22 protein-coding genes are annotated in these 26,479 nt (G+C 59.4%); 5 read left to right on the plus strand and 17 right to left on the minus strand.

Annotated elements, in window-relative coordinates:
* Positions 1-277: 277 nt before the first annotated feature.
* Both NIM86_RS09680 and NIM86_RS09685 read left to right on the plus strand, forming a co-directional pair.
* Positions 278-1,360 carry a SagB/ThcOx family dehydrogenase gene (locus NIM86_RS09680; RefSeq protein WP_253381495.1) on the plus strand — a complete coding sequence of 361 codons (1,083 nt, stop codon included), beginning with the start codon at positions 278-280 and terminating at the stop codon, positions 1,358-1,360.
* Between the two features lie 215 nt (positions 1,361-1,575).
* Complete coding sequence (locus tag NIM86_RS09685; protein WP_253381497.1) at positions 1,576-3,174, plus strand: isocitrate lyase; 1,599 nt, start codon at positions 1,576-1,578, stop codon at positions 3,172-3,174.
* A gap of 374 nt (positions 3,175-3,548) precedes the next feature.
* Here NIM86_RS09685 and NIM86_RS09690 read toward each other — a convergent pair whose 3' ends face one another.
* The gene (locus NIM86_RS09690) at positions 3,549-4,184 is read right to left on the minus strand and encodes a DapH/DapD/GlmU-related protein (protein WP_253381499.1); all 636 of its coding nucleotides are present in this window, start codon (positions 4,182-4,184) and stop codon (positions 3,549-3,551) included.
* A gap of 41 nt (positions 4,185-4,225) precedes the next feature.
* Positions 4,226-4,726, minus strand: a complete 501-nt coding sequence (locus NIM86_RS09695; protein ID WP_253381501.1) for a CreA family protein — start codon at positions 4,724-4,726, stop codon at positions 4,226-4,228.
* 328 nt (positions 4,727-5,054) lie between these two features.
* Here NIM86_RS09695 and NIM86_RS09700 point away from each other — a divergent pair, with 328 nt between their 5' ends.
* Both NIM86_RS09700 and NIM86_RS09705 read left to right on the plus strand, forming a co-directional pair.
* Positions 5,055-6,980 carry a sodium:proton antiporter gene (locus tag NIM86_RS09700; protein WP_253381502.1) on the plus strand — a complete coding sequence of 642 codons (1,926 nt, stop codon included), beginning with the start codon at positions 5,055-5,057 and terminating at the stop codon, positions 6,978-6,980.
* Entirely contained in the window at positions 6,977-7,855 is an 879-nt protein-coding gene (locus NIM86_RS09705) for a 50S ribosomal protein L11 methyltransferase (RefSeq protein ID WP_253381504.1), read from the plus strand. The genes NIM86_RS09700 and NIM86_RS09705 overlap by 4 nt, the downstream gene beginning before the upstream one ends.
* Before the next feature lie 5 nt (positions 7,856-7,860).
* Here NIM86_RS09705 and NIM86_RS09710 read toward each other — a convergent pair whose 3' ends face one another.
* Entirely contained in the window at positions 7,861-8,010 is a 150-nt protein-coding gene (locus NIM86_RS09710; RefSeq protein WP_253381506.1) for a hypothetical protein, read from the minus strand.
* 228 nt (positions 8,011-8,238) lie between these two features.
* Between NIM86_RS09710 and NIM86_RS09715 the strand changes: the two genes are divergently transcribed.
* Entirely contained in the window at positions 8,239-10,068 is a 1,830-nt protein-coding gene (locus NIM86_RS09715; RefSeq protein WP_253381508.1) for an aminopeptidase P family protein, read from the plus strand.
* 21 nt (positions 10,069-10,089) lie between these two features.
* Here the strand turns inward: NIM86_RS09715 and NIM86_RS09720 are convergent, their stop codons facing one another.
* The 14 genes from NIM86_RS09720 to murG all read right to left on the minus strand — a co-directional run bounded on the left by NIM86_RS09720 (position 10,090) and on the right by murG (position 26,479).
* Positions 10,090-10,380 (minus strand): AzlD family protein, encoded by a 291-nt coding sequence (locus NIM86_RS09720; RefSeq protein ID WP_256478453.1) that lies wholly within the window; start codon positions 10,378-10,380, stop codon positions 10,090-10,092.
* A gap of 5 nt (positions 10,381-10,385) precedes the next feature.
* On the minus strand, positions 10,386-11,114 hold the full coding sequence (locus tag NIM86_RS09725; protein ID WP_253381512.1) for an AzlC family ABC transporter permease: 729 nt from the start codon (positions 11,112-11,114) through the stop codon (positions 10,386-10,388).
* Positions 11,114-11,701: a GNAT family N-acetyltransferase gene (locus NIM86_RS09730; RefSeq protein ID WP_253381514.1), complete on the minus strand. Its 588-nt coding sequence runs from the start codon at positions 11,699-11,701 to the stop codon at positions 11,114-11,116. Before NIM86_RS09730 ends, NIM86_RS09725 begins: the two co-directional genes overlap by 1 nt.
* A complete protein-coding gene (gene ligA, locus NIM86_RS09735) occupies positions 11,671-13,803 on the minus strand; it encodes an NAD-dependent DNA ligase LigA (RefSeq protein ID WP_371872881.1) in 2,133 nt (710 codons plus the stop codon). Before ligA ends, NIM86_RS09730 begins: the two co-directional genes overlap by 31 nt.
* Positions 13,804-13,900: 97 nt before the next feature.
* Positions 13,901-15,568, minus strand: a complete 1,668-nt coding sequence (recN, locus tag NIM86_RS09740) for a DNA repair protein RecN (RefSeq protein ID WP_253381518.1) — start codon at positions 15,566-15,568, stop codon at positions 13,901-13,903.
* A gap of 39 nt (positions 15,569-15,607) precedes the next feature.
* On the minus strand, positions 15,608-16,474 hold the full coding sequence (locus tag NIM86_RS09745; protein ID WP_253381520.1) for an outer membrane protein assembly factor BamD: 867 nt from the start codon (positions 16,472-16,474) through the stop codon (positions 15,608-15,610).
* A gap of 161 nt (positions 16,475-16,635) precedes the next feature.
* Positions 16,636-17,580: a UDP-3-O-acyl-N-acetylglucosamine deacetylase gene (lpxC, locus tag NIM86_RS09750; RefSeq protein WP_253381522.1), complete on the minus strand. Its 945-nt coding sequence runs from the start codon at positions 17,578-17,580 to the stop codon at positions 16,636-16,638.
* A 260-nt stretch (positions 17,581-17,840) separates the two neighbouring features.
* A complete protein-coding gene (gene ftsZ / locus NIM86_RS09755) occupies positions 17,841-19,601 on the minus strand; it encodes a cell division protein FtsZ (protein ID WP_253381524.1) in 1,761 nt (586 codons plus the stop codon).
* A gap of 81 nt (positions 19,602-19,682) precedes the next feature.
* The gene (gene ftsA / locus NIM86_RS09760) at positions 19,683-20,981 is read right to left on the minus strand and encodes a cell division protein FtsA (RefSeq protein ID WP_253381526.1); all 1,299 of its coding nucleotides are present in this window, start codon (positions 20,979-20,981) and stop codon (positions 19,683-19,685) included.
* A complete protein-coding gene (locus NIM86_RS09765; RefSeq protein ID WP_253381528.1) occupies positions 20,978-21,880 on the minus strand; it encodes a cell division protein FtsQ/DivIB in 903 nt (300 codons plus the stop codon). The genes ftsA and NIM86_RS09765 overlap by 4 nt, the downstream gene beginning before the upstream one ends.
* On the minus strand, positions 21,868-22,791 hold the full coding sequence (locus NIM86_RS09770) for a D-alanine--D-alanine ligase (protein ID WP_253381530.1): 924 nt from the start codon (positions 22,789-22,791) through the stop codon (positions 21,868-21,870). Before NIM86_RS09770 ends, NIM86_RS09765 begins: the two co-directional genes overlap by 13 nt.
* Before the next feature lie 166 nt (positions 22,792-22,957).
* Complete coding sequence (gene murB, locus NIM86_RS09775; RefSeq protein WP_253382010.1) at positions 22,958-23,917, minus strand: UDP-N-acetylmuramate dehydrogenase; 960 nt, start codon at positions 23,915-23,917, stop codon at positions 22,958-22,960.
* Positions 23,918-23,928: 11 nt separating this feature from the next.
* Complete coding sequence (gene murC / locus NIM86_RS09780) at positions 23,929-25,338, minus strand: UDP-N-acetylmuramate--L-alanine ligase (RefSeq protein ID WP_253381532.1); 1,410 nt, start codon at positions 25,336-25,338, stop codon at positions 23,929-23,931.
* Positions 25,339-25,384: 46 nt separating this feature from the next.
* The gene (murG, locus tag NIM86_RS09785; RefSeq protein WP_253381534.1) at positions 25,385-26,479 is read right to left on the minus strand and encodes an undecaprenyldiphospho-muramoylpentapeptide beta-N-acetylglucosaminyltransferase; all 1,095 of its coding nucleotides are present in this window, start codon (positions 26,477-26,479) and stop codon (positions 25,385-25,387) included.

A 26,479-nucleotide genomic window follows, 5' to 3' on the forward strand; every position in this document is an offset into this window, starting at 1 on the left:
GACGGCGTCAGAGAAGATAAAAAAAATACCTACATCCGTACGGCTGTTATCAAAATCTGCATAAAACCAGAAAATAGTTAACAAACTTCGATCATTGACGACTCACCTGACAGTCTAAAAGTTGTATTGCGCAATAACGAAACTCTGGAGAGAACAATGACCAAAGTACATCCTGTCGTCACGCCAATCAAAAACGACCGTTTTGTACGTCGTGGCATGTATTTTCAAAAGAAATGAGTAAAGGAGGGTCCCGGCGTCAGCCGGGCCCCTTTTGATTATGGATCAGCAGATACAGCCTGTCCGATTTTCGGATTGCGTGGTGATGATGTTCGACCACGATCGTGTTCTGGCTTATAACTATCTCCAGAACAAAACCTCCGCGCTTTCATTGGAAGCGCTTCAGGAAATTTCCAGATTACAAGACTGGCAGGATTTGCCGGAAGATTTCGCCGATTATCGGCAGTCGTTCACCGAATGCGGCCTTCTTCTGGAAAAGGAATCGAACGCGGCGGCAGATGAAGAGAAGTGGCAGCAAGATTGGGAATGGGGCGTACCGTCCGCGTTGTTCCATCTTTCTCTACGCGACGTCGACTTCCTCTCGGTTGAAGAGAGCACCGACCGGCAACTTGGCAAAGTGGCGGCTGCGCCACAGCCCGCGCCTCTTCTCTCGAACCAGGCGTTCAAATCGGTAACCAAACTGCCCGAGCTGGAAGAAACGCAGCTTATGGAAATCATGAGGAAACGCCGGACGGTGCGCGATTTCCTCGATGAACCCGTCCTCCTCACTGATCTTTCGGCAATGCTTTATTCCGGCTTGGGAGTCACCGGCGTCACGCAGAACGAGGCGACCAGGCTGGTGCTGGGAATGACGCCTTCGGGTGGGGCGCGAAACCCCTACGAAGGCTTTGTCATAGCGCGAAACGTCTCAGGACTCCCAAAGGGGGTCTACCATTATTGCGGCGCCGAGCATTCGCTTGGCCTGGTGACGACAGAGCTACCGGATCGGTTGGGGGACGTCGTCGGCAAACAGGAGTGGGCGGACGATGCGCCATGTCTGATCGTACTTTGTGCGTTTTTCGAACGCACAATGTGGAAGTATGACGACCCGAACGCTTACCGGGTGGCCCTGATCGAAGCGGGTCATATCGCGCAAAACGTGATGCTGACGGGCACCGATAATGGCTACACGGTTTGTCCGACAGCGGCTCTGTCTCACACGGAACTATTCGAACTTCTCGAACTCGAGAACAACGTCACGCATTGCCCCTTATACGTCCTGGCCGTCGGCCGCCCCGACCGGAATTCGCCCGACTGCAACTGGCAGGAAATCGACCCAGCCTCCACCGGTTCTATTTTGTAAAAAATCATACAAATTCACAGACCATGCGGTACCGCACCGCACAACGTGACACCTTTTTGACAAACCAGCCTCTGCTTTTGTGATGACAGATTGTGCCGCTTGCTGCATATGCCTGCTCAAGCGGTCTCGCGGCGCACGGGCGAATGAAATGCCTTCGCATTGCCACATCGCAAACCATTACAGGTTTTTACATTGTCATAATCGAGGAGGTCGCGATGAGCGCCTATCAGCAGAATATCCAGGACATCATCGATCTGAAGAAGAAATTTGAAAGCTGGGGCGATATCGAGCCGGAAGCCGTCGCACGCATGCGCGCCCAGAACAAATTCAAGACCGGGCTGGATGTCGCGCGTTACACCGCGAAGATCATGCGCGAGGATATGGCTGCCTATGATGCGGATCCGAGCCAGTACACCCAAAGCCTCGGCGCGTGGCACGGCTTTATCGGCCAGCAGCAGATGATTTCGGTCAAGAAGCACTTCGGCTCAACCAAGCGCCGCTATCTCTATCTTTCAGGCTGGATGGTTGCGGCCCTGCGCAGCGAATTCGGCCCTCTCCCCGACCAGTCCATGCATGAGAAGACCTCCGTGCCGGCGCTGATCGAGGAGCTCTACACTTTCCTTCGCCAGGCCGATGCCCGCGAGTTGGGTATGCTGTTCCGCGATCTGGACAAGGCGCGTGAGGACGGCGACACCAATCGCGCCACCGAACTTCAGCACAAGATCGACAATCACGAAACGCATGTCGTGCCGATCATCGCCGATATCGACGCCGGCTTCGGCAATGCGGAGGCGACCTACCTGCTGGCCAAGAAGATGATCGAAGCGGGCGCATGCGCCTTGCAGATCGAAAACCAGGTCTCCGACGAGAAGCAGTGTGGCCACCAGGACGGCAAGGTCACGGTTCCGCATGAAGACTTTCTGCAAAAGGTCCGCGCCTGCCGTTACGCCTTCCTTGAACTCGGTGTCGAAGACGGCGTCATCGTCACACGCACAGACAGTCTCGGCGCGGGGCTGACCAAGCAGATCGCTTACTCCAAAGAGCCGGGCGACCTCGGCGATCAATACAACAGCTTCCTGGACTGCGAAGAGGTCACGATCGATGAACTCAACGCCTCCGACGTCGTCATCAAGCGCGACGGCAAGCTGATGCGCCCGAAGCGCCTGCCTTCGAATCTCTACCAGTTCAAGCCCGGCACCGGCGAAGATCGCTGTGTTCTCGACTGTATCACATCGCTGCAGAACGGTGCTGACCTGCTCTGGATCGAGACCGAAAAGCCGCATATCGGTCAGATCGGCGGCATGGTGAAGCGCATCCGCGAAGTGATGCCGAATGCCAAACTGGTCTACAACAATTCACCGTCCTTCAACTGGACGCTGAATTTCCGCCAGCAGGTCTTCGATGCGTGGAGCGAGGAAGGCAAGGACGTTTCCGCGTATGATCGCGACAAGCTGATGAGCGTGAATTACGACGATACCGATCTAGCCGAAGAAGCCGATCGTCGCATCCAGTCCTTCCAGGCCGACGCGGCGCGCGAAGCAGGCATCTTCCACCATCTCATCACCCTGCCGACCTACCACACGGCTGCGCTGTCGACCGACAATCTCGCCAAGGGCTATTTCGGCGACGAGGGCATGCTCGGCTACGTCAAACCAGTTCAGCGGGCAGAAATCCGCCAGAGCATCGCCTGCGTCAAGCACCAGAACATGGCCGGCTCTGACATTGGCGATGACCATAAGGAGTACTTTGCCGGCGAAGCCGCCCTGAAGGCCGGCGGCAAGGACAACACGATGAATCAGTTCGCCGCTGAGTGATCGTATTTGAACCGGGCGAGGCCATCGCGTCGCCCGGCTGATCGCTCCGCTTCGGCGGGCGATGTGGGGTCGGCTCGGGGGCAGCCGGCCCTTTTCTGTTGCAGACTCACCTGCCACCGCCTAGTGCCGCTATCCGCTGGTCAAGCGTAAACAGATCGTTAAACTTTTAATCGGATGATGGACAAATGATATTCGGTCGACGTCGCAATATTCGGATTTTCGACCGCTGGCTCTTTGCTTCTCCGAACCGGAAAGGCCAGCGCATCACCGATATTGGCGATCTCTTTCTTTTGAAGCGGCGACCGACAATTCTCGACTGGATTTTGGGCCGTGATACGTTAAACCAGCGCTCTCATCGGCACTGACGCCAGGCGTCATTGGTCGCCTTCACGACCCGCCTCATATTTTGTCAAAAAAGCCTCGATGTTAAGCGTCTGCATGTCGGCAATGGCGTCGTAAATTCGTTCGAGAGACCAGTTCCATAGGTCCAGCCTCTCCATCCGTGCTGCCACCTCTTCATCGAAACGCAAGCGGATCGGCCGCGCCGGGACGCCGGCAACTATCGTGTAGGCCGGCACATCGGCTGTAACGACAGCGTTGGCGCCGATCACGGCGCCATTGCCAATGGCGACGCCTGGCATGACAACTGAGCCGTGCCCGATCCAGACATCGTTACCGATGCTCACTCGCTGACCAGCGCGATTCTCACGCCATGCTGCGTCGAGTGGCTGCCAGCGGAAATATTCGTTCGGACGATAAGTGATTTTGTGGCTGAGCGGGCGCTTTATGGGATGGTCCAGCGCGTTGATCCGGACATTGGCGGCGATGGAACAGAACTTGCCTAAATCGGCATAGATCGCTTCGCCCTGCCGCTCGAAATAGGTGAAGTCGCCGACGGTGACATCACGGAGAAGCACCCGTTCACCAATCTCCGCGTAGCGACCGACCCGACATCCCTTCAGCCGAGCAGTGCTGTGGATCCGCGGACTTGGATCCAGAAACCGCGACACCGCACCTCCATCTTTGTCCGGCGCGGTGTCATCGCAATCCGTCACTGCCCGGGTTCGCCATTTTCCCACGTCACGTCAGCGCTCCAGAGCGGCACGGTGGAAATACTCATCTTCGCCGATCCGTCCTGCACCTGTTGCGCATGAGCCAGATAGATCAATGTCTTGTTCTTCGCATCGTAAATGCGCGTAACGCGAACACTCTTCCAGATCAGCGATTGCCGTTGCGAGAAGACATGCTCACCTTCCTCGTCGAGTTCGATATCGCCGATTTCTACCTTTTCAGCGACCTGACGGCAGGCGATGGAATTGTTGGAAGGGTCCTCGAACCAGTTTCCTTTCTGCAACCGGTCGATCACACCGCGTTCGAAATAGGCGACATGGCATGTGACGCCTTTCACCTTCGGATCAGCGATGGATTCCACGATGATATCGTTGCCGAGCCAGTCGACATCGACTTCGCCGACTTCTTCGGCTGCGACAGGAAAGCTGAAAGCCAGACATCCTGCCAACGCGACAAGCCTGTATCGTTTTCTCAATTCCATGGGTAGAAACCTTTTGGACACTTTGGGCATGGAATGGCATATAGGTAGAATGATACGGCATTCCCACGCCTTAAGCATAACCGGTCGATACCTTCTTGCGGCAGGAGCCCTTGTCGCCGGTCTCGCTTCATTGGCGGGCTGGAGTGCACATGGAGCGGCGATCTATCAGACACTTGTCACCAGCGGCATCAACTGCCTCTGAACGCCGAAGCTGGACTTCTTCATCGCTGAGGCCAAAAAGCTGTGACGCTCAATATTGCCTCGCACGGCCTTTTGGCTATCTTTGCCACAAATAACGGCCGAGCGCCCTCCCGCTGGAGCGGAACTTTTGCACGACATAGCTTTGAAACTCGCCTTTATCGGCGCAGCGGGGATCGTTGCCCAGTGGATTGCCTGGCGGACCCACCTTCCCGCGATCGTCCTGCTTCTCGTTGCGGGTTTCGTTGCCGGCCCTCTCACCGATTTCATCGATCCGGTCCGTGATTTCGGCGACATCTACCGCCCCGTTGTCTCGTTGGCTGTCGCCATCATTCTCTTCGAGGGCGGCTTGACCCTCAATTTTCGGGAAATTCGTGACACGTCGATCGGTGTACGCCGACTGATCTATTTCGCAGGCCCGCTGGTCTGGGCGGCGACAGCGCTTGCCGCACATTATATCGGTGACCTGTCCTGGCCGACAGCCACTGTACTGGGCGCCATTCTCGTCGTCACCGGCCCTACCGTCATCATGCCCATGCTGCGCCACGCGCAACTGGCAAGCAGACCTGCCTCGTTGCTGCGCTGGGAGGCTATCGTCAACGATGCGCTCGGCGCGCTTTTCGCGGTTATTGCCTTCGAAACATACATGGTTACCTCCGGCCATCACGAGGCGGGCAATCTGGTCTTCAGTATCGCAATGGCCGCCATCGCGGCGGTCGGCGGCGGTTATCTACTGGGCCGTTTCGTCGCCTATACCTTCACGCGCGGCCACGTACCGGAATATCTGAAGGTTCCGGTCCTTTTCGCGACGGTTATCACCGGTTTCGCGCTGACCAATCTCATTCTCGAAGAAGCGGGGCTTCTTACGGTCACCGTCATGGGTATCACTCTTGCCAATAGCCGCATGGCGAGCCTTGGCGATCTGCGCCGCTTCAAAGAGGCCATGACCGTTCTTCTGGTCTCATCGCTCTTTATCCTGCTGACGGCAGCGCTGGACCTTGAGGTCGTGAAGCAACTCGGATGGCAGGCTGTCGCATTCGTCGCCATGGTGATGTTCGTGATCAGGCCGGCCATCATCGGGCTCGTCACCATCGGCGCGGGCCTCACCTGGAAAGAACGGCTACTCGTTGGATGGATTGCGCCGCGCGGTATTGTGGCGGTAGCCGTGTCGGGCCTGTTCGGGGCGGCGTTGACGGCCAACGGCGTGGCCGACGGCCCTGTCATGGTGGCGTATGCCTTCGCCGTCGTCACAGCGACCATCCTTGCCCACGCTTTCACACTCACGCCGCTTGCCAGACTGCTCGACCTGCGCTCGACCGCGCGACCTGGCGTGCTCATCGTCGGTGGCTCGCGCTTCACGACAAATCTTGCTGTCAGGCTTCAGAATGAAGAAGTGCCTGTCCTGATCGCCGACCGTGAGTACGACAGGCTTCGTGAGGCCCGGCTTCGGGAAATCCCGACCTGGTTCGGCGAAGTGTTGAGCGAGGAAGCCCATCATCGGCTCGATGTCAGCCAGTTCTCGACCGTCATCGCAGCAACGGCCGATGACGCTTATAATACGCTGGTCTGTACGGATTTTGGACCAGAGGTCGGGCGCGACCGGGTCTTTCAGATCGGCGACGGGCGGCCACGCCCCGACAGCCAGACGATGAACTTCACGCTGGGCGGCCGTCCCCTCACCCGCGATCCCGAGCTTGCATATTTCGATCTGCGCTCGCTCATCGACCGAGGTTATGTTTTTACCTCGACCACCCTGACGGATGAATTCACCTTCGAGCAGTATCAGGACAGCCGTCCTGACAAGACGATCCTGCTGCTTTGGATTACGCCGGCAGGCGACCTCGTCTTTCGTTCGACCACCCGTGACACCAATCCGTCGTCCGGCCACAAGCTCATCAGCTTCGGGCCTCCGCCTCGCGATGCTGAAACGCGCCGGCGGGAACATGAGGAATGGAGAAGCGGAAAGCCGGCGGAGCCGGATGTTGAGCGCCAGTCGCGCGATCCGGTGCCATTGGAAAAGCAGCCCTCTGATCCGCCAAAACCAAGCCTGCCATGACCTGCGAAACTTGTCGTCTTTACCTGACCGCCCCCCGGCACGTGGCGGAAGCAGCCTATGAATGGGCTTGTAGCGCCTTTGAGGACGAGGGCTACGCAGTCGTCATTCAGGAGATAGACGAAGATGAGCAGATATTCGAGACATCGGTTTATCCGCTCGAAGACGCCGAAGCAACGGCCAGCTCTTTTCAGGAATGGATCGACCGCAATGCCGCGGGTGCTGACCTTCGAACAGAGATTTTTCGCGACGTCGACTGGGTAAGCAGATCCCTTGAAGGATTGAAGCCGGTTCATTCAAAACGGATCACCGTACATGGCCGGCATGACCGGGCAGCAGTGAAACCGGGTCAAATCGGCGTTGAGATCGAAGCGGGACAAGCGTTCGGAACCGGCCATCACGGAACGACGACCGGCTGCCTGATCATGCTTCAGGAGATTTTGCGGGCGGAGCAGCCGCGATCCGTTCTGGACCTTGGCACAGGCAGCGCCGTTCTGGCGATTGCCGCTGCAAAACTGTCGCCTGTCGCGGTTCTGGCCACTGACATCGATGCGGTCGCCATCGAGGTTGCGCGACACAATGTCCGTCTCAACGGCGTCCAAAACCGGGTTCGCTGCCAAACCGCTACTGGCTTCGATCACGTCGATATTAGAGAAAACGCGCCGTTCGATCTGATCGTGGCCAACATCCTAGCCGGGCCGCTTAAGCAGCTCGCGCTGCAAATGACGCGTTATATACGGCCCGGCGGCTCAATCCTTCTGTCCGGTATTCTGGATGAGCAGAGGCAAAGTGTGATCGCCGCCTATAGCGGCCAGTCGTTCCGCCATATCCGAACCGTCCACCGGGAGGGATGGTCAACGCTTCATCTGAAGCGCTAGATCGCTCAGGAGCGACGATCGGCGGGCGGGAATTCGCTGCGGCGACGGCTGTCGTCGATCAGTTCGAGATGGTTGCGCACATAGGCAGCAGCCTGGCGGCTTCGAGCCTCGACAAGTGCATCGAATACACCGCGAAGTACGTTTCTATTGCTCATCGTTTATTCCTTCCATCGATCTGCTTGAATTTCTTGCACCCAAGATGCGGTGTGTCGGACCAATCGACCAGCCCCATATGTGCATGACTAGCCTCCACTTTTTGCATATGCGAAGAGGCGGTTCCCTTAACTTGGCCTTTACCATTTCCCTCGTCCGCGTTCGCTTGCCTCTCGATGAACAGCCCCCTAGCTTGGCGTCTGAATCTCATTCAACAGGATCGATGAAATATGGCGCGTTTTCAAACCTTTGCCTCTCATGCCGTTAAAGTGCCCGGGGCGGAACGGGTCTTCGCGTTGAGAAAATTGATGAAGGCGAATGGGATTGACGCCGTCCTGGTGCCCCATGCCGATGAGCATCAGAGTGAATACCTGCCCGAGCGCGCGGAGCGCCTCGCTTATGTGACCGGGTTCACCGGCTCGGCTGGCGCCGCCATTATCATGGCCGACAAGGCGATCCTTTTTGTCGATGGTCGCTATACGCTGCAGGCGAAGAGCGAAGCCGACCCAGAGATATTCGCTATAGAAAGTCTGGTTTCGGAGCCGCCAACCTCTTGGCTGGCAAAGCAGGACGGCCCGATCAGACTCGGTATCGATCCTTGGTTACACACAATCGGTGAGACCAAGGCGCTTGACCAGGCCCTTTCAGCCAAAGGCGGCGAACTGGTCTTACTGGAAGAAAATCCCGTCGATGCCATCTGGTCCAATCAGCCGCCCCCGCCGCTGGGGCAGACACGCATTCATTCCAAAGATCATGCTGGCCGTCTGGCCAGTGACAAGATTGAAGCCATGCAGGCTGCCGTTAGAAAAGCCGGTTTCGATGCGACGGTTCTGACCGATCCATCCTCGATTGCATGGATGTTGAATATTCGCGGTTCGGACGTGCCGCATAATCCTCTGACTCTGGCATTCATGATACTGCCCGCGGCGGACGAGCCGATCCTGTTTGTCGATCGCCGCAAGCTCGACCGTGAAGCTCACGCCTACCTTCGGCAAATGGTCGCCATTGCAGACCCGGAAGCCTTTGCGGAGACCTTGGCGGAACTGGGCAAGTCCGAAAGGCGCGTCGGCCTGGACCCGGCGCTGGCGTCGCGCGGCATTGGCGACGCGATCACGAAGGCCGGTGGAGCAGTCGATCCGTTCGATGACCCGGCGCGGCTTCCGCGCGCGATGAAAAACGATGTTGAGATCGAGGGAGCGCGTACCGCTCACCGCCGCGACGGTGTCGCCATGGCGACATTCCTGCACTGGCTGTCAGAGCAAACGCCCGGCAGCGTCACAGAAAGCATGGCCGTCGACAAGCTGGAGAAATGCCGGATCGACGCAGCCTTGGCCGACGATTCCGAACTCCAGGACATCTCCTTCGATACGATCTCAGGGTCGGGCCCGAATGGCGCGATCATTCACTACCGGGTGACCGAGGAGAGTGACCGGCCATTGGGTGATTGCGAGCTTTATCTGATTGACTCGGGTGGTCAGTATGTCGATGGAACGACCGACATCACACGGACGATTGCCATTGGCGAACCGACAGACGAGATGCGCCGGCATGCGACCACTGTTTTGCGTGGCATGATCGCCCTGTCCCGTGTCCGCTTTCCGGAAGGGTGCTGGGGGTCGGAACTCGATCCAATAGCCCGTCAGCCGCTTTGGCAGGCCGGTATGGATTATGCCCATGGCACAGGGCACGGCGTCGGCTCGTTCCTTGCCGTTCATGAGGGACCGCAGCGGATCGCACGGACAGGCAAGGCGCCGCTGAAAGCAGGAATGATCCTCTCGAACGAGCCTGGCTATTACCGTGAAGGGAAATACGGCATTCGAATGGAAAATCTCATCGTGGTCGAGCCTGCCGCAGAGGTCGGTTTCGGCAACGTTTCCATGCACAGCTTCGAGACGCTGACACTATGTCCCTTCGACCGGCGGCTGATCGAACCGGAATTGATGTCTTCCGAAGAAATCGAGTGGCTCAACGCTTATCACAAGCGGATAGCAAGCGAGATCGGTCCGCGCGTGTCATCGGCGGTAGGAGAGTGGCTAGAAACCGCCTGCGCGCCACTGTGATGCGGGATAGCGGGCGTCCGCCTAGTTAAAGCCGATCTGCCGCAGAACGATCAAAAGAACCGCCGAGGCGAAAAACATCCCTGTCAGCTTGGCACGAAGACCGACGAACGCAGCAAAGATAATGGCCGACCATTCAGCGGGACCAGCATCGATCAGTGCAGGCGCGACCAGCGTCGTGAGGACGGCTGCGGGCACCGCATTGAGACCAGCCTGAACGCGCGGATGTACGTGATCGAAGCGGCTCAGAACCAGATGTCCACCAATCCGGGTTAGATAAGTCGCCGCAGCGCCAAAGATGATGATCCAGATCATCCCGTTCACGTGGTCCGCTCCTTTGGCTTCGGCGGTTCGGACGGCGCGCCGATAATGACGGCAACCGCAATCCCGCACAGCGCTCCTATGGAGACATGCCAGGGCGAACCGACTACAAGCTTCGCGACAATCGAACCGATGGCGCTGGCGATGACGATTGGGAAAAAGGGATGGCGCGCCCGAAAATCATAGAGCATGGCGAAGAAGTAGAGCGGCAGCATGAAATCGAGACCGAGCGCCTCCGGGTCGTCGATCAATGCGCCAAACCGCGCTCCGAGATAGCTTTCCAGAATCCAGAGAAGATACAGAGCAAGCCCGAAACCGAGATACCATGTGAACGGAACAGGTCGCTGCTCTGCCATCTTGGCGGATTCGGCGAATTGTGGATCGGTCAGCAGAAACCAGGCGGCAAGACGCTGCCAGACCGGCCAATGCATCAATTTCGGCCCAATGGCCGCTGAATAGAGAATGTGACGAAAGTTCACCGCGAAAATCGATAGAACGATCAGCCAGCCCGGCACCTGCCCATTGAATAGTTGCAGGCCGACCATCTGGCTGGCTCCGCCGAAGATCGCCGCGCTCATGAAGGTCGCTTCGAAAATAGAGAGGCCGTTGTCAACGGCAAGCGCGCCATACAGGAGCCCGAAAGGAGCAACGGCGGCGCAGACAGGCAGCGCGCGTACAATGCCCGCAAGAAAGCCCGGAGGCTTCGCTGGCAAAGATATTTCAGCCATCAGTCCAACCTTCGTCGCATGATCGGACGCGTCGGCGAGCGCCGCTCGATTTCGTCGAACCCCGCGCGCCGGAAGCTCTCGACAAAGCCAGTCCAGGCGTAGACCGGCGGATATTTCGTCTTCGGCGTATCGATAGGATAGCCTTCCAGCATAGCGCCACCGTATTCGCGGACGAAACCGGCGGCCGCCTCCAGCATACGGGTCGGCAAACCGGTCCGGCGATGCTCTTTGGCGACAAGAAAGCAGGTGATCGACCAAACCGGTTCGTCATCGAACGGCTTCAGGATCTTCGAAGAATTCATGCGCGGGAAAGCCTCTCGCCGGTCGACCGAAATCCAGCCGACCGGTTTGCCATTGATCCGTGCAATCAGGCCCGGCGGCACGCCTTCATTGAAGCGCGCCTTCATCAGCGCCCTGTTTTCGGCGCTCGTCGCGGCATTCATTTCCTTAGCGGTGCGCCGCCAGAGCATGCACCAGCAGCCCCCGCAGCCGCCTTTTGGCCCCATGATCTCCGTGAAGCCATTCCAGTCGGCAGGTCCGATGTCGATGGCCTCTATCACGCGCCCTGCCCCACGCGCTCGAACCATTCATCTTCCGAAATGACTTCGATGCCGAATTCCTCGGCTTTTTTCAGCTTGCTCCCCGCCCCGGGGCCTGCAACCACCAGATCGGTCTTCTTCGACACCGAACCAGCGGCCTTTGCCCCCAGCCGTTCGGCCATGGCTTTGGCCTCGTCGCGCGACATTCGCTCCAGCGATCCGGTGAAGACGATGGTCTGTCCCGCGACGGGAGAATCGGACGCGGCCGGCGCTTCGGCTTCTTCCACGGTCAGCTCCTCGATCAACCGATCGACCATCGCGCAATTCTTGTCTTCCGAGAAATACCGGGCCACGGCCTCTGTTACCGCCCCGCCTATATCGTCGAGAGCCTCCATTTCCGCTTTTGCGGCTTCATCGCCTGTCGCCAGTCTCTCGGCCGCCTGCTCGAACGATTTCCAAGAACTATAGGCGCGCGCAAGCGTTCGCGATGTCGTCTCGCCGACATGGCGGATGCCGAGGGAAAAAATGACTCTGTCGAGCGGCACGGTCCTTCGCGCTTCAATTGCATCGAAGAGGTTTCGAACGGAAGTCTCGCCCCAGCCATCGAAATTCTTCAACTTCGTGAGAGCAGCCGAATCTGCCTGACGTTTCTGCAGCGTAAAAATATCCGCCGGCTCCCGGATGCGCAGATTTTCGTCCTCATGCTCATAGAACCAGTCGATCTGCTTGTCGCCGAGCCCATCGATGTCGAAGCCCTTGCGCCCGACCAGATGTTTCAGATGCTCGCGCCGTTGGTAGGGGCATGCAAATTCACCCGTGCATCGCCGTACCACGCCTTCCACCCCGCCAGCCGTCGTTTCACGCACCAGGGGCGTTTGCAGGTCGCAAACGCAATGCGACGGAAAGGCATAAGGCTCGGCGGTGCTCGGTCGTTTTTCATCCACGACCCCCAGGATTTGCGGAATGACGTCCCCCGCCCTCTGCACCTGCACCGTGTCGCCGATCTGCACGCCAAGTCGCTCGATCTCGTCCGGATTGTGAAGCGTCGCATTCGTCACGACCACCCCGCCCACCGTTACAGGCTTTAGCCTTGCTACCGGCGTGTGAGCGCCCGTACGACCGACCTGAATGTCGATCGCCAAAAGTTCCGTTACCGCTTTCTCGGCTGGAAATTTGTGCGCGATGGCCCAGCGCGGTGAGCGCGAAACGAAGCCGAGGCGTTCCTGAAGGTGTAGATCGTCAACCTTATAGACCACGCCATCGATGTCGTAGCCAAGCGTTGCTCTGTTCTCTTCGATCCAATGATAGTGAGCGATTAAATCGTCGAGATCGAGGAAGCGTTCCATCAGCGGGTTGGTCGAAAAACCAATGGACTGCAGCCAAGTCACCATGCCGCTCTGCGTGTCGTGCGGCCGCTCCGACAATTCGCCCCACGCATAGGCAAAAAAGGCCAGAGGGCGAGAAGCTGTGATCGACGAATCCAGTTGGCGTAGCGAACCTGCGGCCGCGTTTCTCGGATTGGCGAAAACCGTCTTACCAGCCTCCGCCTGTCGCTCGTTCAACGCTGCAAAATCCTCGTGACGCATGTAAACTTCGCCGCGCACTTCGACGATATCCGGAACCTCGCCCGTCAATTCGACCGGAATGGTGTCGATGGTCCGCGAGTTGACGGTGACATTTTCCCCGACACGCCCGTCCCCGCGGGTCGCCGCTGTAACGAGCCTGCCCTTTTCGTAACGGAGCGAAAGCGACAGGCCATCGATTTTCGGCTCTGCCGTCAGGGCTAGTTCGGCATCGACCTCCATTTTCAGGAACCGCCTCACACGCGCAGCGAAGTCTCGAACATCGGCGTCTGAAAAAGCGTTATCGAGCGACAGCATCGGCAGCGCGTGCCTGACTTTCTCGAACTTTTCCGAGACCGGGGCACCAACGCGCCTAGAAGGCGAATCGGCCAGGACCAGCTTCGGGAAGCGCTCCTCAATCGCGCCATTACGCTTGCGCAGGGCATCGTATGCGGCGTCGGAAATGGCAGGAGCGTCTTCGCCGTGATAGCGCCGGTCATGCTCGGCGATCTCTTCGGCGAGGCGATCCAGTTCGGACCGCGCCTCATCTTCCGTCAGCTTTTCGACCGGCTTCGACTTAGCCACGATGACGTACTCACTCCGCGCTCAGACCCGACGGTAGCGATACCGGCCAGCCCTGTCAGCGATCAAGCGCGAATTTGCTTCGGACACACAATCTGCCCCGTCAGCCTGTTTCCGCTGCGTGAAGCAGTTTCTCGGCAGCCGCGCGTGCTTCATCGGTGACGGACGCGCCTGAAAGCATGCGCGCGATCTCTTCGCTTCGCTCGCGACGCGCCATTAGCGAAACGGACGTCGCGATCCGGTCCTGCCCGCTTTTCGCAATCAGAAAATGGTGGCCTGCCTGCGCCGCCACCTGCGGTGCATGCGTCACGGAGAGCACCTGCACCTTTTGTGCAAGGCGGGCAAGCCGTCCACCGATCGCATCGGCCACAGCACCGCCGACACCGGTATCGATCTCGTCGAATACGAGGGTCGGTGCCGATCCCCGGTCGGCCAGCGCGACCTTCAGCGCAAGCAGGAAGCGCGAGAGTTCTCCGCCTGATGCGACCTTCATCATCGGCCCGCCACGCGTGCCGGGATTGGTCTGCACCCAAAACTCCGCGCTATCGATACCCTCAGCGCCACGGGCCTCGGCATCGCTTTCGAAGTGGACGAAGAAGCGCGCGCGGTCCAGCTTCAGGGCAGGCAGTTCCGCCATGACAGCATCGGCCAAGGCCTCCGCTGCGGCATTACGTTTTTCGGAGAGAAGCGCCGCCGCTTCGTCATAAGCGACGAGAGCCTGCTGTGCCGCCTGCTCCATAACGGCAAGGCGCTCCTCCCCGGCATCGATGTCAGCCAGATCGTCAGCCATTCGGTCACGCAGTTCAGGCAGCGTTTCGACCGGCACGTTGAACTTGCGGCTCGCTGCGCGGAGGGCGAACAACCGTTCTTCGGTCGCTTCGAGATCGTGCGGATCGAACTCAGCCGCACGTTGCGCATCATCGACACCGGCCTGAACGGCATCGAGTGCGATCATGGCTTCGTCCAGAGATGCAATAATCGACGATAGAAGTTCCGGATGATCCGCGCTTTTGCGCTCCAGCCGGCGCATCAGCGCGGCAAGCTGGCCCATTGGGGCATCTGATCCCGACAGCACGTCCTGTGCATCGTTGATTTCGACAGCGATTTTCTCTGCGCGCTGCATGGCGGTACGGCGCTCGGCGAGATCGCTCTCTTCGTTCGGCTGCGGGTCGAGTTCGGTCAACTCATCGACGGATGAGCGAAGATAGTCGGCCTCTCGCGCAGCGGCCTCGATCCTTGCACGGTGGGCAGTCAGATCGTCTTCGGCCTTGCGCCATGCCGAGTGAATACGGGACAGGCTCTGCACCTCGCCCAAAAGACCGCCAAACGCATCGAGCAGATTGAGATGCGCGGACAGATCGACCAGAGCGCGGTCATCGTGCTGGCCATGAATTTCAACGAGTTCGATACCGAGCTGCCGCATAAGGCCGACAGAGGAGGCGCGATCGTTCACATAGACACGAGTGCGACCATCGGCGTTCTGCACCCGCCGCAAGATGATATCGCCATCGTCTTCCAGATCGTTGTCGCGAAGGATCTGTCGCGCTGGATGACCGACGGGAACATCGAAAACCGCCGTCACCTGGCCCTGGTCCTGCCCCGCGCGCACCAGCCCGGCATCGCCACGGGCGCCGAGCGCGAGCGCCAGTGCGTCCAACAATATGGATTTGCCGGCTCCCGTCTCTCCGGTCAGAACGGACAGCCCGCCGGACAGGTCCAGATCGAGCCGCTCGATCAGCACAATGTCACGGATCGAGAGGGAAGCCAGCATTGCCCGCCGATAATTTCGTGTTCTGCCGAACCGGCCGGATCAGCCTTCCGACTTCTTGCCGAAGCCAACGCGGCTCAGCCATCCGCCAGCGCTTTGCTGCGGGGTGTAACCGCCCTTCGTCAATAGCGCGTAGGCATCCTTATACCACTGACTATCCGGGAAATTATAGCCAAGAACGGCAGCGGAGTTCTGCGCTTCTTCCACGAGCCCCATCGCGAGATAGGACTCCGTCAGCCGGGCAAGCGCCTCTTCGACATGGCGGGTGTTGGAGTAATTTTCCACCACATAGCGGAAGCGGCGAATGGCAGCCAGATACTCCCGGCGCTCCAGATAATACCGCCCGACCTGCATTTCCTTGCCGGCGAGCTGGTCGCGGCCAAAGCGGATTTTCGCCTCCGCATCTTCCACATATTCACTGTCCGGCCAACGCGTGACGACCTGGTTCATCACCTGGATCATCCGCTTGGTGACTTCCTGGTCGCGCGTCACGTCTTCGATCTGCCGCCAGTAGGACAGTCCGGCGATATAGGTTGCGTAAGCGGCATCGTCGGTCGCAGGATAAAGCGTGGTATAACGCTTGGCCGTCTGGATGGCGTCGTCGAACTGGCCCTGCCGATATTGAGTAAAGGCCTGCATCACCAAGGCTTTACGACCGAAGTCCGTATAGGGATGCTGGTTTTCGACCGCCTTGAACTTGCGGCCGGCTTCCGTCATGCGGCCAGCTTCGAGATTGGCCAGCCCCTGATTGTAAAGGCGATCCGCCGGTTCGATATTTTCGACATAGAGAGCCAGATCGGCATCGTCGGTCGAGGTACATGCGCCGAGGGCAGGCAGAACAGCCAAAACAGCTGCGCCCGCAATCATCTTCAACGCCCCGGTGGGAACGCGCTGGATCCGCTCACTCATATTCAACCCTCAAACCCCAAAAGCCGCACATCGCCATAAAGGAAGCGAAGCCCGGCGGCAATCTCGCATCTGTCGTGTGCCGTCATTGTGGCAGCGCTGGGGCAACCTGCAATTTCGCTACGGCCAAAATGCAATCGTTTTGAAGATGTGGCGCACAGACCTCAGTCGAATTCTGCACCGAGGCTGGGTGCGGCAGCCATCGGAACGGCCATGGCGCTCGCGCGAACGGCCGAACCGGTCTTTTCGGATTCGATACGCCACGCGCTCTTGTCTGCCATCAGCGCCTTCAGGGCCATGGCGTTGATGCGATGGCCGCTACGATAAGAGCGGAAGGTGCCGATAAAAGGCATACCCGCCAGCGCGACATCGCCGACAGCATCGAGAAGCTTGTGACGGACAAATTCGTCCGCGCCCCGCAGACCGCCGGGATTGACCACGCGTTCGTCGTCACCAACGACAACGGTGTTTTCCAACGACGCGCCGAGCGCGAAACCAGCGGCCCAGAGGCCCTCGACATCTTTCATGAAACCGAAAGTACGGGCGAACGCGAATTCGCACTGAAAGGTCTCCGCCTTCATATCAAGCACGGCATGTTGCGCGCCGATAACCGGATTGGCGAAATCGATGGCAACGTCGAAACGCATGCCATCGGACGGCAGAAATTCCGCGTAGGACAGTCCGCTCTGCACACGAACCGGATTCAGGATTTTCATGTACCGGCGCGGGGCCGACAAAGTGCGGATACCGGCCTCAAGAAAGCCTTCGACGAAAGCACGTGAGGAGCCGTCCATGATCGGCACTTCGCCTTCATCGATCTCCACAATCATATTGTCGATGCCGCAGCCCATGGCCGCCGCCATCAGATGTTCGATCGTAGCGACGGACGTGCCGCAGGGTGCGCCGAGCACCGTTGCGAAGGACGTCGCAACGACAGACGCGGCCTTCGCCGGCAGGCTTACGACACGCCCATCATCGAGCGTACGGTAAAAAACGATGCCGGTATCGGCGTCCGCCGGATGACATTCCATACGAACGAGACGACCGGAATGAACGCCGGTGCTCTCAAATTCGACACTTTCGCACAAAGTGGTCTGGCGGTCTGACACGCGTACTTCGTCCCCAATCTCTTCCGGCCATGAGATGCCGGTTCGAATTTAAGAAGCGCCCGCGCCTCCCCTACTGGCAATCGGGCACCTTGGTTTCCTAAACATCGGATTGGAAAGAAGGAAATCACGCTTGTTTACCTGAACGACACGAATCGTAACGTTCGCGCGCGGCCGCTGCTCAAAAGATAGTCAAACCCTTGCAACACAAAGGGCCGGCTACTTTCGGAGCCAGCCCTCAAAATGTGAAGACTTTGTGGTCGTTAGTTGGCCTGCCGGCGCAAGAATGCTGGAATCTCCAGCGCTTCCTCTTCGCTACGGACTGCCGGATTAAGGCGACCGACCTGATCCGTCTGGCCTCTGCGAGGAGCGTAGACCGACGAGTCCTGCGCAACAGGCCGCCGATCCGCCGCCGGTGCAGCAGGTGCTGCCGGCCGCAGCTTCGGTGCGCGGGGCGCTGCGCTTGCGGAGGATGATTCGCTCGGCCGGCCGGCCTCATCTTCCCTGCGACCAAGGCCGGTGGTCAGCTTCTTGATCAACCCGAGCGGACCGCGCTCCGCTTCGTCGCTACGAGTCTCATGCCGGTGAGCGATCTCGGCGCGAAGCTGTGGCGGAAAATCCTCCACACTCGGCATACGAGGCATTTCATCGACCGGCTCCGAGCGCGGTGTAGGTGCCGGCTTGGAAGCGGCGCGAGGATCAGTGTGTGGCTGAGCCATTGCCGGCTCTTCGAGCGGCAGTGCCTGCTGACGAACAGGTGCTGACTGGGTCGGCATAACAGCCTGAGCTTCAGGGTCTCGGCGAGGCGCCGCCGGTGCTGGCTTCGGAGCCGCAGGAGCCGGAGCGGTCTGCGGCATTGCCCCGAAAATCTGGCTCGTCGGACGCGCGGCCGGTTCGACAGCTGCAGGGCGCGGTTGCGGAGCCGGCGAAGCCGCGACCGCCGGAGCGGTCATCTCGACCGGGCGCTCGGCTGGCGCGGGCCGCGCTGGCTGAGCAGGAGCGGCCGGACGAGCTGAGACCGGACGCGATTCCAGAACAGGCTGCTCTAGGCTCGAGGCGTTGCGATCGATGCCGGTCGCGACAACGCTGACCCGGATAATACCTTCGAGGCTCTCGTCGAAGGTCGCGCCGAGAATGATGTTGGCGTCCGGATCGACTTCCTCGCGAATACGCGTCGCCGCTTCGTCGACTTCGTAAAGTGTCAGATCGCGGCCACCGGTGATGGAGATCAGCAGGCCTTCTGCTCCCTTCATCGAGCTCTCGTCCAGCAGCGGGTTGGCGATGGCGGCCTCGGCGGCTGCCATTGCGCGGCCTTCGCCGGACGCTTCGCCCGTGCCCATCATCGCCTTGCCCATTTCGCGCATGACCGAGCGGACATCGGCGAAATCCAGATTGATCAGCCCTTCCTTGACCATCAGATCGGTGATGCAGGCAACGCCGGAGAACAGCACCTGATCGGCCATGCCGAAAGCATCGGCAAAGGTGGTCTTGTCATTGGCGATGCGGAACAGGTTCTGGTTCGGAATCACGATCAGCGTATCGACCGCCTTGTGCAGATCCTCGATCCCCTGATCGGCGATTCGCATCCGGCGCTTGCCTTCGAAGTCGAAGGGCTTGGTCACGACACCGACGGTCAGGATACCCTTTTCGCGGGCCGCATTGGCCACAACTGGCGCTGCGCCGGTTCCGGTGCCGCCGCCCATGCCGGCGGTGACGAAGCACATATGCGTCGACGACAGATGGTCGACGATCTCGTCTATGCATTCTTCGGCGGCCGCGCGTCCGACTTCCGGCTGGCTGCCGGCGCCGAGACCTTCGGTCACATGCGCGCCAAGCTGGATGATCCGGTCCGATTTGCTCATTGCCAACGCCTGCGCATCGGTGTTGGCGACCACGAAGTCGACACCTTCGAGGCCAGCGGAGATCATGTTGTTGACGGCGTTACCGCCACCGCCGCCGACACCGAAAACGGTGATCCGGGGCTTCAGTTCGGTGATGTCTGGCTTCTGTAGATTGATACTCATGATCTTCCCGTCCTTTACCCTCTGGGAGGCTCCTGCGACTGATTGTGGCGGCGGCTGCGGGGGCAGCCATCGCCGTTTCCTCTAAAAACTTTCCCGCAGCCAGGCGCCGACCCGCGCGAAGCGGCCCCCCGCCTGCGTTGCGAAACCTGCTGTCCCGCCGCGCTGGCGGGTTTCGAAACGGGCCACCTGCGGATAAATCAGCAGACCTACCGCAGTGGCGAACGCCGGCCCCTTGCCCATTTCCGGAAGACCGGAAACCCCAAGCGGACGGCCAATTCGAACATTTCGACCAAGAATGCGCCGCGCGACTTCAGGCATACCGTTCAACTGCGAACCGCCGCCGGTCAGCACCAGGCGCTTGCCGACAATGCCCGCATGACCCGATGCGTTGAGCCGATCACGGATCAGTTCCAGCGTCTCTTCGGTTCTCGCACGGATAATCTTTGTGACCACCGACCGCGGAATGGTCGTGCTGTCATCAGATGAAAGGCCGGGCACAGTAACAAGTTCGCGATCGTCAGCGGCGCTTGGAAGAGCCGAGCCATGCATGACTTTCAGGCGCTCGGCTTCCTCGATCGAAGTGGACATGCCCCGCGCAAGATCGAGGGTCACATGATGGCCGCCCACCGCAACAGCGTCTGCATGGATGAACCGCCCGTTCTGGAAAACCGACAGGGTGGTCGTTCCGCCCCCAAGGTCGATGCAGGCCGCGCCCATCGAAACTTCATCGTCGACCAACGTGGACAGACCCGAGGCGTATGGCGTCGCCACGATCCGCTCGACGGAGAGATGGCAGCGATTAATCGCCAGTTCGAGATTGCGCAGCGGCCCGGCGTCGCCAGTCAGAACGTGCATCGTCACGCCCAGGCGATCGGCGACCATGCCGCGTGGATCGGTGATGCCGCTTTCCTCATCCAGCGAAAAGCCGGTCGGCAGAGAATGAAGAACCGTCCGCTCGGCCTCTTCGGCCAGCTTTGCGCCCGCCGACAGCACGCGGGAAACATCGCCCGTCTCCACCTCATGGCCAGCCAGATCGACATGAGCGACGAAACTCTCGGATTTCAGCCGACCCGCAGCGAGATTTACGATAATGGAATCGACTGTCAGCCCGGCCATATGCTCAGCCGACTCGACAACCTTGCGGATCGATCGTTCCGCCGCATCCAGATCGACGATAATGCCGCCCTTGACGCCGTTGCTACGGCAATGACCGATACCGATGACACGCATCTGGTGCGTACGGCCCTTAAGGACTTCGCCATCGCCGTCGCGCGGCTTCAGCCTGGCGATAATGCAGGTCAGCTTCGTCGAACCTATGTCCAGAACGGTAAGGACACCGCCCCTGGTGCTTCGCTGGCGCGGAAAAGGAAGGATCGTCATGTGCGTCCCTCCACGAGGGAGTGCCTGAGTTTTTTCTCGATGGTTTCGAACGATTTTCTGCGCGCGTCCATCACGGCGTCCGACGTCGCTACCACAAGTTGACCCTCGATCCGCATGTCGATGGAACTGACATCGCGCGCGACCAGCTCGGCGAAGAGGTTCCCCTCCTCCAAGCGCGCAAGAGCTTCGGCGGCACGTCGCTCGGGCAGCTTGACAGTCATGCCGTTGTCCAGTTGCAGATCCCAGCGACGGTGGCCGACACGAATGAACGCGCGAACCCGATCCTTGACCGTGGGATAAGCGGCAACGAGATCGCTGATCTGGCGCGCATGCTCGGCTGCGCCATCACCCACGACAAGCGGCAGGCCGGAAAGGACAACGCCCTCATAGGGAGCAATAACCATTCCGCTCCGGTCGATAACCTGAACCAGCGATCCCACCTGCCACAGAGCAGCCGGTTTGTGTTCGACCAGATCGACGCTGAGCCGTGACGGATAAGCTTTCTTCACTTCAGCAGATTTGATCCAAGGCAGAGCCACGATGGCATGGCGGGCATCTTCCGCGTTGAGGCCGAGCAACGCTCGGCCATCGTCGAGACCAACAGCCTTCGCAATCGTGGTCTCGTCGGTAAACCGGTTGCCCGCCACGGCCAGTTCAGCCACTCCGAAGCCGGTGGCCTTTGCCACAGCGCCGGTGACGACCGGCATATGACCGCCCATGACGGCGCCCGCGACGATCCATGAGGCGAAAAACCCACCTACTATTAAGGGGGTGGCGGCATCGGGAACCGCAATCTGGCCGAGCATAAAGCGACGGCAAAAGCGCACAGGACGACGCAAGGGTTTTGGCAGAACACCAAAATCACGCGGTAGCGAGAGGCGATCGGTCAACGTCCGCATGACGCATCCTCCACCATCCAGCTCACCAGTTCCGCCATCGAATGACCGGCATGCGCCGCGAGTTCCGGCACCAGCGATTGTTCCGTCATGCCGGGTTGGGTATTGACCTCGAGCCAGATGATCTCGCCATCTTCGGATCGCCGATCGTCGTAGCGAAAATCGGAACGCGAAACGCCCCGGCAACTCATCGCCTTATGGGCGCGCAACGAGTAGTCCTGAATTTTGCGTGTCACATGGACGGGCAAATCAGCCGGACAGATATGCGAGGCGCCGTGCTCGGAATACTTTTCGTCGTAATCGTAGAACTTGTCGCTATGCGGCACGATTTCGGTCACGCCGATGGCGACATCGCCCATGACAGCACAGGTCAATTCCCGACCGTAAATGTAGCGCTCCACCATGACGACATCGCCGTACTTCCATTCATCGGAAGTGAGCGATTGCGGCGGATGAGGCTGGTCGCTGTCCACGATCAATACGCCGAAGGACGATCCCTCCGCGACAGGCTTGATCACATAAGGCGTCGGAATGGGATGGGACGAACCGACATCGAAGCGGTTCATGACCTTCGATTCGGCCACCGGAATGCCTGCCTTTTTGGCCAGGATCTTGCTGATTTCCTTATCCATCGCCAGCGCTGAGGACAGAACGCCGGAATGGGTATACGGAATGCCCATGAACTCCAGAATGCCCTGAACAGTGCCGTCTTCGCCGAACGGTCCATGCAGCGCATTGAAAGCCACGTCTGGCTTAATCTCTGAGAGCGTAAGGGGCAGTGTGCGATCTACATCGACACGGCTCACACGGTATCCCGCCTTTTCCAGAGCGGCAGCGCACGCTTCGCCGGAATTGAGGCTGACCGGCCTCTCCGACGAAAAACCTCCCATTAATACGGCGACGTGGCGGCTCATGGCACCCCTTGCAAGCGGCAAGATTGCGGTATGATTCAGCCGCCACCCTATGAGGTGGATGGTTAATCAGTGGTTAGCATTTTAGGAACTGGAAAGATTTTGTCAGGGTTTCGGAAACCTTTCGGCAGACCATCCGGTCAGGACGCGGCCGGGCGCCTGGAGACCGTCAACCACCCATAAATGGCTCGACCTCAGCGCCCGGCGCAAATTTTCCGATTCGTTTGATTTCCCAATGCAGTTCGATGTCCTGACTGTCGCGCACGCGCCGGCGAACCGTCTCGCCCAGCGTTTCGAGATCATGAGCCGTCGCTTCACCGCGATTGATCATGAAGTTGCAATGCATCTCACTCATCTGCGCATCACCGACGATCAGACCACGGCAACCAGCAGCATCGACGCATTTCCAGGCGCTGGTGCCTTCCGGGTTTTTGAAGGTCGAACCGCCTGTCTTCTCGCGAATCGGCTGTACCGTCTCACGGTGGTTCTGAACCTCGTCCATCGCTGACTTGATAGCATCGGCCTCACCCGTCGGCCCCTCGAAGACCGCATGGGTAAAGATATAGTCTGCCGGGGCCTCTGAATGGCGGTAGGCATAGCCCATATCGTCATGGCTGAGGACATGGCGTTCGCCTTTTCGATCATAGGCGATCACTTCGACCACCCGGTCGGTCGTCTCGACGCCATTCGCACCCGCGTTCATACGCAGGGCTCCGCCGATGGCGCCCGGTATGCCATGATAGAAATGAAAGCCCGCGAGACCGGCGTCGAGCGCCGCCGCAGCCAGCCGCTTGTCGGGAGAAGCAGCGCCCACCTTCAACCGGTTGTCACCGACGGCTTCGATCGCGCCGAACCCGCGTGTCGACAGCCGAATGACGACGCCTTCGACTCCGCCATCCCGGACGAGGAGATTGGAACCGACGCCCACGACCATAACCGGAACTTCGGCCGGCAGTGCCGCGAGAAAGGCTGCCAGATCCTCTTCGTCCTCTGGTTGGAAGAGCAATTCGGCCGGCCCGCCCACTTGAAACCAGGTCAGTTTCGCCATGGAATAGTTTGGCGTCAGCCGTCCGCGCACATGCCGCATTTTGTCGGCCAGCGTGTCGAACAGGTTTTCACCGTCGATCATCGAAATACCGGTCACGCTGCCTCGCCCGCCGCCAACTCGTCTGGAAGGCTATTCGCCCAGAGGCTGATCGACCCTGCTCCAAGCATCAGAACGAAGTCGCCCGGCTCTGCGACCTCTCGGACGAAAGATGCAACCGCATCTTTGCCTTCCAGAACACGAGCATCGCGATGACCCCCTGCGCGAATGGAGGAAACGAGCGTCTCGGAATTGATCCCGTCCATCGGATCTTCGCCAGCCGCGTAAACTGGCAGGATCGCCACGCAGTCCGCATCGTTGAAGCAGCCGGCAAAATCGTCGAAAAGATCGTGCAGGCGAGAATAGCGGTGCGGCTGGGCGATGGCGATCACCTTGCCCGATGCCGCGTCCCGTGCCGCGGCCAGGACAGCTCTTATCTCGACCGGATGATGGCCGTAATCGTCGAAGATATCCACGCCATTCCAGTTCCCCGTATGGGTGAAGCGGCGTTTCACCCCACCGAATGAAGAGATTCCGTCGCGAATATCGTCCGCGCTCATATCCAGCGCATGCGCCACGGCGATGGCGGCCGTTGCATTCGAAATATTGTGACGGCCAGGCATGGGCAGTTTGAGATTGTCGATCAGAACGCCGTCGCTGCCCTTTTTCGGGCGGATCATGACATCGAAACAGCTATGGCCGGCTTCAAAACGTGGATTGATGAAGCGGACATCCGCCTGCGGGTTCTCGCCATAGGTGATGATCCGCCGGTCTTCGATCTTGGAAACAAGCGATTGCACCTCCGGGTGATCGATGCACATCACCCCAAACCCATAGAAAGGCACATTCTCCACGAAACGGCGAAAGGCGGCGCGAACCGCATCGAAATCGCCGTAATGGTCGAGATGCTCCGGGTCGATATTGGTGACGACAGCGATCTCGGCGGGCAGTTTCAGAAATGTGCCATCACTTTCATCGGCTTCGACAACCATCCATTCGCCTTCGCCCATTCGCGCATTCGTGCCGTAGGCATTGATGATCCCGCCATTGATGACGGTCGGATCGAGTCGGCCCGCCTCCAGCAGCGTCGCAATCATCGATGTCGTCGTCGTTTTGCCATGTGTGCCGCCAACGGCAATGGCCTGACGAAAACGCATGAGTTCGGCAAGCATCTCCGCCCGGCGGACGATTGGGAGGGTTCGCTCCCGCGCGGCCATGAGTTCGGGATTGTCACGCTTGATCGCGGTGGAAACGACAACAACCTCCGCATCGCCAAGATTATCGCCGCTTTGACCGACAAAGACGCTGATGCCCTTATCCCGCAGGCGCTTGACGTTGGCGTTGTCGGCTTGGTCGGACCCTTGCACCGAATAGCCGAGATTGTGCAGCACTTCGGCAATGCCGCTCATACCGATTCCGCCGATACCGATGAAATGTACGGTACCGATAGTGTGAGGCATAGCCATGGGCAGATAGCCCTTTCTTCTCGTTTGATACGTTCGCGACGCGAAATTAGCGCGAGGCAATAGCCTCTGCCTCGTCGGCAAGCAAGGCGGCAGCATGCGGGCGACCGGTCGCCCGGGCCGCACTCGCCATCCGAGATAGTCGCGCAGGATCGTTCGCCATCTCACCGATAAGGCCGGCAAGCGATTGGGAAGTGAGATCGCTCTGCTCTCGCACAATGCAGCCTTCCGCCGCCTGAAGCGCCGCTGCATTCGCGCTCTGATCGTGATCGAGCGCATGCGGATAAGGCACGAGGATCGACGGTCTGCCGATGGCAGCCAGTTCCGATACGGTTGAGGCCCCTGCCCGGCTGATGACAAGATGCGACCGGGCGATCCGCTCTGCCATGTCCGAGAAAAACGGCGAGACTTCCGCCTTTACACCAAGATCGGCATAAGCTTCTCGAACACGATCTTCATCGTCGCTACGCGCCTGCTGCGTGACTGACAGCCTGCTGCGCAGATCGTCCGGCAGTTGCGCGACTGCAGCCGGCAACGCCTCGCCAAAATATTGCGCACCCTGACTGCCACCGAAGACCAGAAGATTGAACGGATTAGCCTGTTCTGGCGTAGAATATCTAAATGCCAACGCATGGAGCACGGCAGGCCGAACCGGATTTCCGGTCTGTACGGTGCGGTCTGGAAAACCGCTACCCTCCGGCGTCAGGAACCCACCCGCTATTCGCGTCACACGCGCTGCAAGCGCTCGGTTGGCGCGACCCATGACCGCATTTTGCTCGTGGATCATCGTCGGGATACCTCGTCGTATCCCCGCAAAAAGAGGCGGCAATGTCGGATAGCCGCCGAAGCCGACGACTGCGGCAGGTTTCAATTTTTGAAGCAGAGCAACCGATTGCCGATAGCCGGCAAACAATGCAGAGATCGCCTTGAGGACTGAAAGGGGGTTGCGGCCTCCAATTGTGGCCGACCGAACGACATGCACCGGTCCCGGAAAGCCTTCGGCGAATCGCTCGGCGCGCTCGTCCGTGGCAAGATGCACGTCCCAGCCGCGCGCGATCAGTTCGTGCGCGAGCGCCTCGGCCGGAAACAAATGTCCGCCTGTGCCGCCCGCACTCAGCAGCATCATGCCTTTCGCATCAGCCAT

It is taken from the genome of Notoacmeibacter sp. MSK16QG-6 (assembly GCF_024158145.1).
Lineage (GTDB): Bacteria > Pseudomonadota > Alphaproteobacteria > Rhizobiales > Rhizobiaceae > Notoacmeibacter.